16 protein-coding genes are annotated in these 15044 nt (G+C 65.1%); 8 read left to right on the top strand and 8 right to left on the bottom strand.

All coding sequences use genetic code 11. The features are described from left to right. Nucleotides 1-181: 181 nt before the first annotated feature. On the top strand, nt 182-1438 hold the full coding sequence (locus E5E97_RS03670) for a malic enzyme-like NAD(P)-binding protein (protein WP_171279883.1): 1257 nt from the start codon (nt 182-184) through the stop codon (nt 1436-1438). A gap of 78 nt (nt 1439-1516) precedes the next feature. Here E5E97_RS03670 and E5E97_RS03665 read toward each other — a convergent pair whose 3' ends face one another. The 4 genes from E5E97_RS03665 to trmA all read right to left on the bottom strand — a co-directional run bounded on the left by E5E97_RS03665 (nt 1517) and on the right by trmA (nt 5280). Beyond that, nucleotides 1517-1699: a hypothetical protein gene (locus E5E97_RS03665; protein ID WP_171279882.1), complete on the bottom strand. Its 183-nt coding sequence runs from the start codon at nt 1697-1699 to the stop codon at nt 1517-1519. Nucleotides 1700-1753: 54 nt separating this feature from the next. Further along, nucleotides 1754-3079, bottom strand: a complete 1326-nt coding sequence (rstB, locus tag E5E97_RS03660) for a two-component system sensor histidine kinase RstB (protein ID WP_113994441.1) — start codon at nt 3077-3079, stop codon at nt 1754-1756. A gap of 117 nt (nt 3080-3196) precedes the next feature. After that, complete coding sequence (gene rstA, locus E5E97_RS03655) at nt 3197-3907, bottom strand: two-component system response regulator RstA (RefSeq protein ID WP_162901765.1); 711 nt, start codon at nt 3905-3907, stop codon at nt 3197-3199. A 239-nt stretch (nt 3908-4146) separates the two neighbouring features. Continuing rightward, nucleotides 4147-5280 (bottom strand): tRNA (uridine(54)-C5)-methyltransferase TrmA, encoded by a 1134-nt coding sequence (trmA, locus tag E5E97_RS03650; protein WP_171279881.1) that lies wholly within the window; start codon nt 5278-5280, stop codon nt 4147-4149. A 170-nt stretch (nt 5281-5450) separates the two neighbouring features. Here trmA and E5E97_RS03645 point away from each other — a divergent pair, with 170 nt between their 5' ends. From E5E97_RS03645 to E5E97_RS03615, 7 genes are all read left to right on the top strand, one after another. Further along, complete coding sequence (locus E5E97_RS03645) at nt 5451-6593, top strand: DUF5610 domain-containing protein (protein WP_113994443.1); 1143 nt, start codon at nt 5451-5453, stop codon at nt 6591-6593. A gap of 87 nt (nt 6594-6680) precedes the next feature. Next, on the top strand, nt 6681-7214 hold the full coding sequence (locus tag E5E97_RS03640; RefSeq protein ID WP_118880131.1) for an ATP--cob(I)alamin adenosyltransferase: 534 nt from the start codon (nt 6681-6683) through the stop codon (nt 7212-7214). Nucleotides 7215-7311: 97 nt separating this feature from the next. After that, entirely contained in the window at nt 7312-8994 is a 1683-nt protein-coding gene (locus E5E97_RS03635) for an HAD family hydrolase (RefSeq protein ID WP_162901766.1), read from the top strand. After that, entirely contained in the window at nt 8987-9211 is a 225-nt protein-coding gene (locus E5E97_RS03630; protein WP_043164031.1) for an acyl carrier protein, read from the top strand. Before E5E97_RS03635 ends, E5E97_RS03630 begins: the two co-directional genes overlap by 8 nt. Further along, nucleotides 9208-9972, top strand: a complete 765-nt coding sequence (locus tag E5E97_RS03625; RefSeq protein WP_118880132.1) for an AAC(3) family N-acetyltransferase — start codon at nt 9208-9210, stop codon at nt 9970-9972. Before E5E97_RS03630 ends, E5E97_RS03625 begins: the two co-directional genes overlap by 4 nt. After that, nucleotides 9962-10366 carry a VOC family protein gene (locus E5E97_RS03620; protein WP_118880133.1) on the top strand — a complete coding sequence of 135 codons (405 nt, stop codon included), beginning with the start codon at nt 9962-9964 and terminating at the stop codon, nt 10364-10366. Before E5E97_RS03625 ends, E5E97_RS03620 begins: the two co-directional genes overlap by 11 nt. Beyond that, on the top strand, nt 10363-11724 hold the full coding sequence (locus E5E97_RS03615; RefSeq protein ID WP_076362173.1) for a DUF4910 domain-containing protein: 1362 nt from the start codon (nt 10363-10365) through the stop codon (nt 11722-11724). The genes E5E97_RS03620 and E5E97_RS03615 overlap by 4 nt, the downstream gene beginning before the upstream one ends. Here E5E97_RS03615 and E5E97_RS03610 read toward each other — a convergent pair. The 4 genes from E5E97_RS03610 to pseI are packed head-to-tail and all read right to left on the bottom strand — an operon-like array spanning nt 11706 to nt 15043. Continuing rightward, nucleotides 11706-12452: a crotonobetainyl-CoA--carnitine CoA-transferase gene (locus E5E97_RS03610; protein WP_017779498.1), complete on the bottom strand. Its 747-nt coding sequence runs from the start codon at nt 12450-12452 to the stop codon at nt 11706-11708. The two genes, E5E97_RS03615 and E5E97_RS03610, sit on opposite strands and share 19 nt — an antisense overlap. Beyond that, a complete protein-coding gene (locus tag E5E97_RS03605; RefSeq protein WP_118880134.1) occupies nt 12452-12712 on the bottom strand; it encodes a hypothetical protein in 261 nt (86 codons plus the stop codon). The genes E5E97_RS03610 and E5E97_RS03605 overlap by 1 nt, the downstream gene beginning before the upstream one ends. Next, nucleotides 12709-14004, bottom strand: coding sequence for a motility associated factor glycosyltransferase family protein (locus tag E5E97_RS03600; protein WP_118880135.1), 1296 nt, complete (start codon nt 14002-14004; stop codon nt 12709-12711). The genes E5E97_RS03605 and E5E97_RS03600 overlap by 4 nt, the downstream gene beginning before the upstream one ends. Continuing rightward, nucleotides 13997-15043 carry a pseudaminic acid synthase gene (gene pseI, locus E5E97_RS03595; protein ID WP_118880136.1) on the bottom strand — a complete coding sequence of 349 codons (1047 nt, stop codon included), beginning with the start codon at nt 15041-15043 and terminating at the stop codon, nt 13997-13999. The genes E5E97_RS03600 and pseI overlap by 8 nt, the downstream gene beginning before the upstream one ends. Nucleotide 15044 lies beyond the last annotated feature (1 nt).

The following is a 15044-nucleotide window of genomic DNA, read 5'->3' as shown; positions in this document are numbered from 1 at the left end:
AACCATATCTATAACTAAATGGGTATTCGTGGTTGGCATGACATGCTAATTACTGGCTTGTCAGTGGCTGCGTGACGATACTTTCCTCTGTGAAAGCCCGATGGTTTTCTTTATGATCCCCAGCCCTCGCCCGTGGGCGAGCCAATGCACCACTCAATTCACTACCGTATCGGGGTCCCCCATGTCCGATCAGCGTCACGATCTTCGTCAACAAGCACTCGATTACCACGCCCAGCCCGTGCCGGGCAAAATCGCCATCGCCCTCACCAAGCCCGCCGAGACCGCCCGCGATCTGGCGCTGGCCTACAGCCCGGGCGTTGCCGAGCCGGTGCGCGAGATCGCCGCCAACCCGGCCGATGCCTACCGCTACACCGGCAAGGGCAACCTGGTGGCCGTCATCTCCAACGGCACCGCCATCCTGGGGCTGGGCAATCTGGGTCCGCTGGCCTCCAAGCCGGTGATGGAGGGCAAGGCCCTGCTGTTCAAGCGCTTTGCCGGCATCGACGCCATCGACATCGAAGTGAAGCACGAGACCAGCCAGCAGTTCATCGACACAGTGGCGGCCATCGCCGACACCTTCGGTGGCATCAACCTGGAAGACATCAAGGCGCCCGAGTGCTTCGAGATCGAACAGGCGCTGATCGAGCGCTGCGACATTCCGGTGTTCCACGATGATCAGCACGGTACCGCCATCGTCACCGCCGCCGGCCTGCTCAACGCGCTGGAAGTGCAGGGCAAGCAGATTGGCGACAGCCGCATCGTCTGCATGGGTGCCGGGGCTGCCGCCACCGCCTGCATGGACCTGCTGATCAAGTGTGGCGCCAAGCCCCACAACATCTTCATGCTGGATCGTCAGGGCGTCATCCACAGCGGTCGCACCGATCTGAACCAGTACAAGCAGCGCTTCGCCAACGACACCCCCCTGCGCACCCTGATGGAGGTGATCGACGGGGCGGACGTGTTCGTCGGTGTTTCCGGCCCCGATGTGCTGCCCGCCGAAGCGGTGGCGCTGATGGCCGCCAACCCGGTGATCTTCGCCTGCTCCAACCCGGATCCGGAGGTCAAGCCGGCGCTGGCTCACGCAGTGCGCGGGGATCTCATCATGGGCACCGGTCGTTCCGACTATCCGAACCAGATCAACAACGTGCTCTGCTTCCCCTTCATCTTCCGCGGTGCCCTCGACGCCCGTGCCAGCCGCATCAACGATGCCATGAAGATCGCCGCGGTCGAGGCGATCCGCGCGCTGGCCAAAGAGCCGGTACCGGCCGAGGTGCTGACCGCCGCCGGCGTCAGCGAGCTGGCCTTTGGCAAGGACTACGTCATTCCCAAGCCGATGGATGCCCGTCTGCTGCCGCGCGTCGCCCGTGCCGTGGCACTGGCGGCGGTGGAGTCCGGGGTGGCCCGCGTCGCCTTGCCGGCGGACTACATGCTGGGTTGAATCACTGCACCCGCGCACAGAAAACAGAAGGGGCCCCATATCGGGGCCCCTTTTCATTACGGGAAGCTTGTTGGTCGATTACTTGGTCTTGGGAGCAACCTTGACGGCCGGCGCCTTGGCGTGGGCAGCCTTGTGGTGTTTTTTCACGACCTTGGTCTGGGTAGCCTGGGGAGCGGCAGCCTTGGTCGGGGTGGCAGCCATGGTGAGGCCGGAGGTCAGGGCGAAGACAGCAGCCAGGCTCAGGGGGATCAGCTTGTTCATATTCCAGTTCCTCATTCGGGTTGATGACATGGAGCGTTTCTCCATGACTTCATCCTAGGGCTGTTCGACCTGCGGTTCAGTGAGTGACTGGTGACGGTTTGTATCCAAATGTACAGGCAGCATCAGGCAGAAACGGGCACCGCTGCTGCTGGGCAGCAGTTGCACTTCGCCGCCGTGGTGGCGGGCGATGCTGCGCACGATGGCCAGCCCCAGCCCGGCGCCGCCGGTGCGTCGGTCGCGGCTCTGATCCAGCCGCACGAAGGGCTCGAAGATCTGCGGCGCCAGCGCGGGATCGATGCCGGCGCCGTCGTCGGCCACCTCCAGCAGATAGTGATCCTGCTGACGCGCCATGCTGAGGGTCACCCGGCCGGCGGCGTGGCGCAGGGCGTTGCCGATGAGGTTTTCCAGCGCCCGATCCAGCAGACGAGTATCGCCGCGCCAGGGCAGGGCCATGGCCGGGCGCACGAAGTCGAGCCGCTTGTCCGGCCGCAGCGCCTGCCAGTCGGCGAGACGGCTGCCGGCCCAGCTGCCGAGCTCCAGCTCGCTGCACTGCAGCGGCAGCTCGGGGCGATCGAGTCTGGCGTAGGTGAGCATCTCCTCGATGAGGGCGTCCAGCGCGCCGAGATCCCGCTCCAGCCCCTGCTGCTCCTCGGCCGAGGGCGCCGGATCCAGCATGGCGAGCCGGTAGCGCAGCCGCACCAGCGGGGTGCGCAGCTCGTGGGCGATGGCATCGGTCAGCTGCTTGCGGCTGGCCAGCATGGCCTGCAGCTGCTCTGTCATCTGGTCGAAGGTGCGGCCGACCCGGCCCAGGCTGCTGCCGGGCGGCAAACGGGTGCGGCAGGAGAGATCGCCGTCGCCGACCCGGCGGGCGGTCTGTTCGAGCTGTTGCAGGCCGCGCCAGTGCGGGCGCAGCCAGAGCAGGATCGGCAGCCCCAGCGAGAGACCGATGACCAGCAGCAGCCCCACGTCGACCCAGTGCAGTTCGTGCAGGTAGGAGAGATAGGGCACGGGGCCGACGATCAGCACCTGATCGGTGCCCGGAATGCGTTGCAGGAAAGTGTCATCCTCCTCGACGATGACGATGTTGCCCGCCTCCAGAAAGGCCTGATCCTCGTTGGCCAGCGGCTGGTTGGCGAGGGCGCCGATCTGCAGCGGCAGGGTGAGCTGGCGGCTCTGCTCGGCCATGCGGGCGGGCCAGTGCTCCGGCGGCAAGCGGGCCAGCTCGCCGGTGAGCAGGCCGAGGGAGCCCTGCATCATCCGCTCCAGATAGCGATCTCCCGCCCGTTCGGCGGTGACCTGATAGACCATGCCGACCAGCAGAATGGCCAGGGTGAAACAGCCGATCAACAGCAGATAGAACTGGATGAACAGGCGGCGCATGGGGGCTCTCCTCTTGCCTGGATTACGTCTGGGCATTGCCTTGCTGCCCCCTCATCCCCAACCCTTCTCCCGCAAGGGGAGAAGGGAGCAGAGAGCATCAAGGTCATTCGGCGGGGCTTATTCCCAGGCCTGGGGCACCAGCAGGTAGCCTTTCTGGCGCACTGTCTTGATGCGGGTCGGGTTACTGGTGTCGTCCCCCAGCTTGCGGCGCAGGCGGGAGATGGCCACGTCCATGCTGCGATCTTGGCCGTCGTAGTCGCGACCGCGCAGGCTGCGAAACAGCGCCTCCCGCCCCAGGATCTGGCCGGCGTGGCAGGCGAGCTCCCACAGGAGATCAAAATCGGCGGTGGAGAGCGGAATGCTGTCGCCGTCAAGGCGCACATCCCGGCCCGGGCCGTCGATCTGCAATCGGCCGAACTGCAGGCGCTGGGGCGGCGTGCTGGCGACCACGGACTGCGGGGCCTGCTGTCCCTGCTGGCGGAACTGGACCCGCAGCCGGGCAAGCAGCACGGGGGGCGGCGTGGTCTTGAGGATATAGTCGTTGGCACCCAGCTCCAGGCTCAGGATCTGGTTCATGTCGCTGTCCAGCGAGGTAAGCATGACGATGGGACCGGCAAAGCGCGGACGCAGATCCCGGCACAGGGAGAGACCATCCTGACCCGGCAGCATGATGTCGAGCAGCACCAGGTCCGGCTGCTCGGCCTCGACCCTGGCCAGCGCCAGATCGCCCCTCGGCTCCAGCAGCACTTCCATGTCGTGGCGGGCCAGCCAGCTGCTGATGAGTTGGCCTATCTCGGGATCATCTTCAACAAAAAGAATGCGTTGCATGGTGGCATGACACCCAGACTGTGGCGCGGATGCGCGTGCCGCCAGCATAGCGGCTCCGGCCGCCCCATGCACAGGGTTAAATAATCAAACAGGGCCCGCGGGCCCTGTCTTGCTGGTCGAGCGGGGCGTCGTGCCCCGGCGGCATCAACCTGCCTTGCGTTTGAGATAGACGCCGGCTTCCATGTCGTGAACCCAGGGAGAAGTGGCTCGGACAGGGCGAAGCGGTTTCTCCTGTGACATCAACCCGCTTTGCGCTTGAGATAGACCCCGGCTTCCATATGGTGAGTCCAGGGGAACTGATCGAACAGGGCGAAGCGGGCGATCTCGTGGGTTTCGCCGAGCACCGCCATGTTGGCCTGCAGGGTCTCGGGGTTGCAGGAGATGTAGAGGATGTTGTCGTAATCCTGCACCAGCTTGACGGTGGCGTCGTCGAGGCCGGCCCGGGGCGGGTCGACGAAGATGGTGTTGCACTGGTAGGCGGAGAGATCGACCCCCTTGAGGCGGTTGAACTCCCGCTCGCCGCGCATCGCCATGGTGAACTCCTCGGCCGACATGCGCAGGATGATCAGGTTGTCGACGCCGTTGGCGGCGATGTTGAACTGGGCGGAGTCCACGCTCGGCTTGGCGATCTCGGTGGCCAGCACTTTGCGGAAGTTCTGCGCCAGGGCGATGGAGAAGTTGCCGTTGCCGCAGTAGAGCTCCAGCAGGTCGCCCTCGCTCCCCTTGGTCACGTCCAGTGCCCAGCCCAGCATCTGTTCGTTGATGGCGGCGTTGGGCTGGGTGAAGCTGTTCTCCACCTGCTTGTAGACCAGCTCGCGGCCCTGCACATTCAACCGTTCGATGACGAACTCCTCCCCCAGGCAGATCTTCTGCTTGTGGGCACGGCCAATCAGCTGCAGCTCGAATCCCTTGGCCCGCAGGTCGGCCTGCAGCGCTTCGGCAGCCTGCTGCCACTCGCTCTCCAGCTTGCGATGGTAGAGCAGGCTGACGCAGATCTGGCCGGACTGGGTGGAGAGGTAGTCGATCTGGAACAGCTTGCGGCGCAGCACGGGGTGCGGGCGCAGCCCTTCCAGCAGCACCGGCATCAGCTGGTTGATGAGACGGCTGGCGGTGGGGAACTGGTCAACCCGGATGATCTCCTTGGTGGCCGGCGCATACATGCAGTGGTACAGGTCGTCACCGTCGTGCCAGATGCGAAACTCGGCGCGCATCCGGTAGTGTTCGGCGGGGGAGGCGTGCACTTCCAGCGCAGGCAGGGTGAAGTCGGCAAACAACCCGCAGAGGCGCTCGCGCTTCTCGTCGAGCTGGGCCTGGTAGTCGGCCGGGGTTCGAAGGGGCGCCGGGTCGGCGGAAACCTGCTGGGATTGGGTCATGATTTACCTCACATGCACACCGGTCTGGCCGGGTCGAAATCGGGGGAAGCCTGCAGCCACCCAAAGGGGGCCGATTTTAAAAGGCCGCCGCAGATTGTCCAGTATTTTGTGGTCAAGAAGTGTGCAGTCAGGCCGATAGCTGATCTACAGGCATGGTGGGAGGACACATTATGCAGATCGACGGAGTGGGCGCGGCCCAACCCAAGGGAGTGGGTGTTGCTCCCAAATCGCCCCAGCAGGCGGACTCGAAGCCGGTAAGCAACGGGGACGAAGTCTCGTTGCACAAGGCGCCGAAATGGGCGCAGGTGCTGGTGCAGCAGGCGCTGCAGTTCGCACTGGAGATCAATGGCCAGGGCTACAAGGCGCCCAAGGCGCAGGATCAGCCGGAGGCGGTGACCCCGGATACCCTGTTCGACTTTCAGTCGGTGGCCGACAACGTGCTGCAGTTCGTCACCGGCCGGCTGGGGGCTGCCCGGGCCGACGGCAAGTCGGACGACAGCCTGACCGGCATGATGGAGCAGGCCCGCAAGGGGGTGGACAAGGGCTTTGGCGACGCCAGGAAGCAGCTCGGCGATTGGGCCGACAACGAAGACATCAAGACCGGCATGGATCAGAGCTACAAGCTGATCCAGGAGGGGCTCGACCAGTTCGAGAAGGAGTTCTTCGGCAAGGTCTCCACCACCGACATGGGCCAGGCCGAGATGGCCAGCCGCCAGCAGGGCTCGCTGGAGATCCAGACCAAGGATGGCGACAAGGTGGTGCTGCGCTTCAACGACAGCTGGCAGACCAAGTCCCAGAAGGATGACAGCGGCAGCCAGTTCAGCCTCAAGTCGAGCCAGAGCTTCAGCTTCTCGCTGGAGGGCAACCTGAGCAGCGAGGAGATGGACTCCATCGGCAAGCTGGTCAAGGGGATCGACGATCTGGCCGGCAACTTCTTCTCCGGCAATTTCGACGACTTGCTGAAGAAGGCGGGCGAGCTGAAGCTGGATGACAGCCAGCTGGCCTCCTATTCGCTCAAGCTCAAGCAGAGTCTCAAGCTGAGCCAGACCTATCAGGGGGCGCACTCCCTGCAGGAGATGCTCAAGCCGCTGGCGGACTACCTGCCCAAGCTGGATCAAGTGCAGCAGCAGGCTGATTCTCTGCTGCCGGCATCCCAGCAGCAGGCGCTGACGCCGGCGGTGCTGGCGGCCCGTGGCCAGAGCGATCCGGCCCAGGTGGGCAGCTTCACCAGCTTCAACCAGCGGATGCTGGATGCGCTGCGGATGATCGGCCAGTTCCAGCCGGCGACGGATGCCAGCAGCAAGAGCGTCTGAACCGTTTCGAATCGAGGACTATGACCGGCCGTTTGCCAGCTCCTGCGGGGGCTGGCAAACTGGCCTTTTTCCCGATCCGGTCAGCCCATGAACCCGAAAAAGCCCAGAGACAAGCGCGAGCTTTGCTACCCCTTCATCTTCGAAACCCAGTTCCAGTGTGACTACGAGATCGCCACCGACGAGCTCTGCTGCCAGGTGGGCGCCGTATTGTCACACCTGGCTCCGGAGGCCGAGATTGCGCCTATGCAGGCGGATCTCGCGGCGCTGCAGCGGCTTATCTACAACCTCAATGGCTCGGTACGCGGCAGGCTCGGCATCTTCGAGGAGGATCTGGTGTGGCTGAAGGGGCGTTACGATCACTACAACGAGGCGAGTCGCGGCCGGGTCACCGGTTTCGTGCTGCCGCAAGGGCCGCAGCCGATCCCGACCCTGCACCTGTGCCGCTGCGGCAGCAAGAAAGTGGTGCGGCTGCTGGTGCGGCTGGAAGAGAGCGGGGGGCGCTTCGACCCCATCCTCTATCGGTTCGCCAACCTGCTGGCCAACTTCTTCTTCGTGCTGACCGTCTACCTCAAGCAGTTGTGGCAGGTGGACGAGGTACCCTACGTCAGCATCAACTACTGAATACGGCCAAAAAAGCTTTTGTTTTTCATGAAGATCAAACACGATCATCCCATTTGTCGGTCGCCGGGATGGTTCCGGTAGCGCAGTGGGGAAGGTCATGACCATGCTTCATCTCAGTGGCAGTTCGTTCTTGATGCCGGGCAATCTCGCCTGGCGACCCCTGGCTGAATACGGCGAAGTGCAGGTGGCCCCCCATGGCCAGTGGTTGCAGACCCTGATTCACCAGAGCGCCGAGGCCGCGGCCGGGACCCACATCATCATCTGGCTTTGGGAAGATCTGGTGCCTGCCCGGACCCTGCAGGAGTGGGGCCGTCTGGCGCAGGACGATCAGCAACTGGCGGTTGCCGCCTTTGTCGACGCGCTCTGCTTGCCTCTGTTGCAGCATCTGCAGCGCCGCCCGCAGGATCACCTGCTGGTGGGGGCCTGCAGCCATGCCCCGCTCTGTGTCTATGGTCCGGCCCCTGCCGTGCTCGCCGTGCTGGCCGGTGCGTTCGAGCAGCAGATGGCCCGCCTGCGCCTGCAGCAACCGGGCCTGGACGACCTGCACCTGCCGCTCTGGCTGCAACAGCATGGCCGCCAGCACTGCTTCGATCGGCGCAACCTCTATCTGATGTCCTGCCCCTTCTCCATGGCCGGTCTGGCCAGCCTGGCGCAGTGGATTCTTCCCTTGCTGCAGCGGTTGCAGCAACCCGCCCACAAGGTGCTGGTGCTCGACTGCGACAATACCCTGTGGGGCGGCGTGGTCGGCGAAGACGGTGTCGGCGGCGTCCTGCTGGGACAGGACGGGATGGGTCGGCTCTACCAGGACTTCCAGCAGGCGGCCAGCCATTGGCACGGGCAGGGCATAGTGCTGGCGCTCTGTTCCAAGAATCTGGCTGACGATGTGTGGCGGCTGTTTGACGAGCATCCGGGCATGGTGCTGACACGGGCGCAGATCGCCGCCGCCGAGATCGGCTGGGAGCCCAAATCCCAGGGGTTGCGGCGGCTGGCCGCCCGCCTCAATGTCGGGCTGGACAGCCTGGTCTTCTGGGATGACAGCGAGCTGGAGCGGGCCGAGGTGCGGGCCAACTGCCCCGAGGTGATGGTGATGACCCCGCCGGCCGATCTCTGGAGCTGGCCGGATGCCCTGCTGACGCTGCCAGCCCTGTGCAGTCGCCACCAGAGCCGTGATGACGGCCTGCGGCAGCACTCCTATCAGGCCCAGGCCGAGGCCGAGGCGGTGCGCCGGCAACTGGGCGACGAGCACGCCTTCCTGCGACAATTGGCGCTGCAGGCTGACTGGCAGCCGTTCTCCCCGGGCAACCAGTTGCGAGCCGAACAGCTCAGCCAGAAGACCAATCAGTTCAACCTCTCCGGCCGCCGCTATCAGGCGGCGGAGCTGGCCCGGCTGGCCGCCGAGGGGGGCGACGTCTGGCTGGCCAGCCTGCGAGACAGGTTCGCCGATCACGGCATGACGGCCCTGCTGGTGGTGCGCTCGCTCGATGAGGGCAGGGCGCTGCTGGATACCCTGGCCATCAGCTGCCGGGTGCTGGGGCGCGGTTTTGAATACTGGCTGCTGGCGCAACTGGCAAACCATCTGCGGGCACAGGGCGTGACCGAGCTGGTCATCAGCCTGGTTGCCACCACCCGCAACCAGCCGGCACGGGATTTTCTGGCGAGCCTGCCAACCCGGCCGATAACCACTCCAGCGGGGTTGCTGCCGCTGGCGGACGAGGTTTTCCTCAGTCTGGATCTCTGCTCTCTTTCTCTCCCGTTTTTGGAGTTCTACGCCCATGAATGACCTTATCGCGCTGGCACACCAGCAGTTCCCCCAGGCCAGCGTCAATGCACAGTCTGCCCTCGGCAGTTTTCCCGAGTGGGATTCTCTGGGTCACTTCAACCTGCTGTTGCTGGTCGAACAGCACTATGCCGTGCGGTTCGAGCCGCACGAGCTGGCCGAGTTGAAGAGCCTGACCGACATCCAGCAAGCCCTGTTGCACAAAGGAGTTGCCGTGTGAAACAGGCGCTCGAGCAGGCGCTGACCGAGCTGGGGATCCCCAGAGGCGGCGCCCTGATGGTGCACTCGGATGCCATGGTGGTGGCCCAGTTTGCCGGCATGGGCAACGCCGTAGGCATCGCGGCCTTCTGGACATGCCTCGAGCAGTGGCTGGGCGGGCACCTGCTGGTGCCGACCTTCAGCTACAGCCCGATGGCGGACGAGTGCTTCGACCCTGCGCAGACCCCGAGCAAGGTGGGCTTGATGACGGAGCTGTTCCGCCAGCGAGAAGGGGTGGTGCGCACACTGGATCCCGTCTTCAGCATGGCGATCAGCGGCCCGCAGGGGCCTGCACTGGTGGCGCGGGAGTGTCACGACTGCTTCGGTCAGGAGAGCCCGTTCGGCTGGCTGGCTGAGCAGGATGGTTGGCTGCTGGGGCTGGGTTGCCACCCCGACCGCATCACCTTCACCCACTACGTGGAGCAGCGGCTGGCCGTCTCCTACCGCTATCACAAGATGTTTGCTGGCCGGGTGTGCGTAGACGGCGGCGTGCGGGAGTGGCAGGCGGATTACTATGTGCGCGATCTGTCGCTGGCCAGCGAAATCGACCTCTCCCGGCTGGTGGCCCTGTTGCAGGAGCGGGGTGCCTGGCGCCAGACGCTGTGCCAGCGGGTGCCGGTCTGGGCGGTGTCGTGCCGCGACTTCATCCTGGCTGCCAGCGAGTTGCTGGCGGCGGCCCCATACGCCCTGATCCGGGCGGGAGGAGAGTCCCATGCAGTTTGATCACATCGGACTGGTGGTGCCGGACCTGGCGAGCGGTGTGGCCTATTGCCGCGACGTGCTGGGGCTGAGGCGCTGCTCGGTTGCGGTGGAAGATCCGCTGCAACGGGTCTGGGTGCAGTTCGTGCATGACGACCATGGCCTCTGCTACGAGCTGGTCGCCCCGGCCAGCGAGGAGAGCCCGGTCGCCCAGGTGCTCAAGACCCGGCGCAACGTCATCAACCACCTTGCCTATCGGGTGAGCAATCTGCAGGAGAGCGCCGAACGGCTACGCACACAGCGCCACCTGCCCCTCGGACCCAGCCAGCCTGCCATCGCCTTTGGCGGCGCCCACGTCCAGTTTTTCCTGAGCCCCCTTGGCCACATTGTCGAATTGATCGAGGCATCCACCCCATGAGTTTTTCACCCAAGAGTGGCTATCTGCCCACTGACTGGGACGACCAGGCACAAGTCGGTGAGCAACTGCATCGACTGCTCACCCTGCTGTTTCCGCTCAACCGCAGCCTGACCGGGGACGGGGTACGGCAGTCGCTGGCCCTGTGGCGCGAGCACTGTCTGCCCGAGCTGAAGATCCATGAAGTGGCCAGCGGCACCGAGTGCTTCGACTGGACCGTGCCTGACGAGTGGAACGTGCGGGAGGCCTACATAGTGGGGCCGGATGGACGCAGGGTGGTGGATTTCCAGGACCACAACCTGCATCTGGTCGGCTACTCGGAGCCGGTGCGCTGCACCCTCTCGCTGGCCGAACTGCAGCCCCATCTTCACTCTCTGCCCGAGCAACCGGACGCCATTCCCTATGTGACCTCCTACTACAAGCGTCGCTGGGGATTCTGTCTGCCCCATCGGCTGCGTGAGGCGCTGCCGGAGGGGGAATATCAGGTGGTGATCGATGCCACCCTGGCACCGGGCTCGCTCACCTATGGCGACTGGGTGCTGCCGGGGGAGAGCGAGCAGGAGATCCTGCTGTCGAGCTACACCTGTCACCCCTCCATGGCCAACAACGAGCTCTCCGGCCCCTGTGTCGGCGTCTTCCTGATGGCCTGGCTGGCGTCTCTGCCCACACGTCGCTACAGCTACCGGCTGATGCTGGTGCCTGAAACCCTGGGGGCCATCGTCTATCTCTCCCGCCATCTGGACCAGCTCAAGCAGCGCACCTTGGCCGGCTTCAACCTGACCTGCCTTGGCGATGATCGCAGCTACTCCTTCCTGCCCTCACGCCAAGGCAACACGCTGGCGGATCGCATCGGTCGCCATGTGCTGGCTCATCTTGCGCCGGGCTACAAGGCTTACAGCTTCCTGGAACGGGGCTCCAACGAGCGGCAGCTGTGCGCGCCCGGCATCGATCTGCCGGTCACCTCGGTGATGCGCAGCCGATATGGCTGTTATGCCGAGTACCACACCTCGCTCGATGACCTCTCACTGGTAACGCCGGCCGGTCTGGCCGGCGGATTCCTGGCGCTGCGCCGCGCCATCGAGTGTCTGGAGCTGGACGAGCGCTGCGAGGTCACCGTGCTGGGCGAGCCCCAGCTCGGCAAGCGGGGGCTCTATCCGGACTTGTCGACCCGCTATTCGGGCTGGCAGGTGAGAGAGATGATGAATCTGCTGGCCTATAGCGACGGCAAGCTGACCCTGTTCGAGATTGCCGAGACCATAGGGGCGCCGTTCTGGCGGGTAGAGCCGCTGGCGCGGATGCTGCTGGATGCCGGGCTGCTGCGTCGCCTCAGCCCGCAACCGGACTACTCGATCACCAGATAGGCCGGGCCCGGGTTGTGCGGGGTGCGGCGGATGGCGTAGCGATCCAGCCCCAGCACCTCCTTGAGGGCCAGGGTCTCCCCCGGAAAGGCGGGCCAGTTGAGCTCATCGAATGCCAGCACCGAGCCCTTGGTCAGGTGCGGCTTGATGAGCTCGAGGCAGCGGCGGGTCGGCTCGTAGAGGTCAAAGTCAAAATAGGCCAGTGCAACCATGGTCTCCGGCTGACGAGCCAGATAGGCCGGCAGCGTCTCGGTCACATCCCCCTTCACCAGCTCATGCTTGACGATATGGTCCAGCGGACTTTCCGCCTCATGGGCGGCGAGCAGTTGGGCCAGATGCTGCTCATAGCCCGGCGTCACCCCGTAGGCACCGGGCTGGATGGCGGCGTCGCTGCCATCCTGCGGAGCGTGGGAGGGGAAGCCGCTGAAGGTATCGAATCCCACCAGCTTGCGGTTGTAGTTGTAAGGCTCATACATGCCGCGAAACGAGGAGAAGAGCGCCAGGTTCTGACCCCAGCGGGTACCGAAATCCATGATGACGCCGTGGACCGGCACGATCTTCTGATACAGCTCGTGCATGAACAGGATGCGGGAGAGCGACTGGCGCTTGAGGTAGAGGCCCAGGTTGTTCTGCAGCTCGGCCGCGGGCAGCGGGCTGGCGTGCAGCAACTCGCTGAAGGTCTGGCGGCGTGACAGCTCCTGCTCGGAAGCGTTGGACATGGCCTTGATCATCAGTGGTCTCCTGTGGTGGTGTCGCCGGCCGGGGTCGACAGGCAGTGCACCACTTCATATTCGAGGTAGTCAGCCAGTCCCAGCCAGTCCTGGCGCTCCTGGCACTGCAGCAGGGCGGCTACCAGTCCGGGCGGCAGGTTGCCCTGCTCGGTGAGCACCTCTTGCAGCAGTTCCGGCAATGCCTGACTCGCGGCGACCGACTGCCCCAGTCGAAACTGGTGCGCCAGGGCGGTAATGCGGGTGATCTGGCCGTTTTTCATTGCACGTACTCCGGGTGATAGCGGCAGCCGGCGATCTCCGCGCCTTCCCGGCTGCAGTTCCAGAATTGCACCTCGGGGTGGCGCGCTATGTAGCGTTCGAGCTCGGTGCGGTAGGCTGAAAAGTTCGGATTGGTCTTGACCCGCCGGCCATGGCCGTCGAGGGCCCAGCTGAGTGCCAGCGCGGCGCTGGGGCCGAGCGCACCGTCGGCCCAGCCCGAGTGGGTGAGCTCGCCGGGAAAGGCGAAGTCGGTGCCCAGCAGGATGACCTGGCGGCAACCCATCTGCACGGCGAGATCCACGGCGGGATGAATGACGCTGCCGCCCGAGTGCAGCAAGCCTTTGGGGAGCGTTTGCCGCAGCTGCTGATACATGGGGCTGCGGGAGTAGGCGGTCTTGCGGGGCCCCTGCCAGGCCAGCAGGGCTGCCGTGGGAACCGTGGGGTAATAGACCAGGGTGGTCTGGGCCGACTGGGCGGCGGGCAGCCGGTTGCCGTCGATGGCGTCATCTATGGTGACGACGATGTCGGGTCGGATGCCGTGGCCAAGCAAGAACGCCAGTGCGGTATCGACGCTGATCAGCAGGTAGTCCTGCCGACGGCGCTGCAACTGGGCCTGCAGGGTAGCCAGGTTGTGCTGCAGGGTCGGGCCGCTCGCCACGATCAGCGCCTGCTTGCCCTGAGCCAGACCAAACAGGGACGCCACATCGCCGTCGCCGGCCAGCAGCTCGCGGTTTTCGGCCAGCCGCCGGATGACGTCGGGGTGCTCGGCGTCAAATCTGGCCCGGGCGAACGGCAAGTCTATTTCACTCACCAGCCGGTCGCGGATGCGGGCGGCGGCATCTTCCACCAGCAGCAGCTCGGGCGGCAGGGCGAAGAAGGGCAGGCGCACCTCTCCCTCGTCGCCGGCCATCATCAGCTCGACCCTGGGGTCCGCCAGCCAGTCCTGCTGATCCAGCAGCCGCAGCACCAGGGCAAACAGGGCGCCATTCATGATCTTCACTTCCAGCCGCTTGAGGCTGCTGCGCCCCAGCAGAGCGCGCGGCAGATCGCCGAGCCCGGTACCGTAGAGGTGCAGCACCGGCTGCTCTGGCAGGCTGGCGGCCTGCAGCTCGGCTTCCTTCACCCGGTCGTGTCGGCTGGTGAGCTGGATGCCGTGGAGGCTGAGGGTGGAGCCGAGCCCTTCGGTCAGCTCGGCCGGCAGGCTTTCCACGTCCTGTGCCAGCAGACGGGGCCAGAGGGCGGGCCAGCGCTGGCTGATGAGCCTGCCGTGCTGGTTGAAGAGATCATCACTCATCGTTGTCTATCCACTCCCAGCTCAGCGGTTGATTGGCACTCAAGCTGCGGTTGACCCGCTTGCCGATGAGCCGATCGTAATCGGCGGGGGGCAGGCCGAGGGCGGGGCGCACCGACTTGATGTGCGCTGCGGTGAGCACCTCGCCGGCGGCCATCTCCTTGACCAGATAGAGGGAGCGGCGAAACGCACGGTTACCCTGTTCACTGGCGGTGAGCTGGTAATCGGCCACCCCGAGGGCGGCATGGGCGGTATTGACCGAGGCTACCAGCTCGGTGAGTTCGGCCGGTTCCATGGAGAAGGCGCAATCCGGCCCGCCGTCGGCGCGGGCCAGGGTGAAGTGTTTCTCGATGAGGGTGGCCCCGAGCGCGGTGGCGGCGATGGCCGTGGCCGATCCCAAGGTGTGATCGGAGAGCCCCACCTCGACCCCGAAGCGCTGGCGCAACATAGGGATGGTACGCAGGTTGTATTCGGCCGCCGGCGCCGGATAGCCGCTGACGCAGTGCAGCAGGGCCAGCTGGCCGTTGCCGTGCTTGAGCGCCATCTCGACCGCGGCGGCGATCTCGGCCTCGTTCGCCATGCCGGTGGACATGATGAGTGGCTTGCCGGTCTGGGCGGCGTAGCGGATGAGGGGCAAGTCCACCAGCTCGAAGGAGGCGATCTTGTAGGCCGGGCAGTCGAGGGATTCCAGCAGATCCACCGCGCTGAAGTCGAACGGACTGCTGAAGACCGTCAGCCCCAGCTCGCGCCCCTTGGCAAACAGGGCCTGATGCCACTCCCAGGGGGTGTGCGCCCACTGGTAGAGATCATAGAGGTTGTGGCCATCCCACAAGCCGCCATGGATCTGGAACTCGGGCCTGTCACTGTTGAGGGTGATGGTGTCGGGCCGGTAGGTCTGCAGCTTGACCGCACTGGCCCCGGCCTCCTTGGCGGCGGTCATGATGGCCAATGCACGCTCCAGGTTACCGTTATGGTTGGCCGACAGCTCGGCGATCACATAGGGAGCCTGCGCCGGGCCGATGGATTGATGGGCGATCTGCATC

The sequence above is a fragment of the Aeromonas sp. 2692-1 genome (assembly GCF_013085505.1).
Lineage (GTDB): Bacteria > Pseudomonadota > Gammaproteobacteria > Enterobacterales > Aeromonadaceae > Aeromonas > Aeromonas hydrophila.
This window is presented reverse-complemented; position numbering and strand designations above follow the sequence as displayed.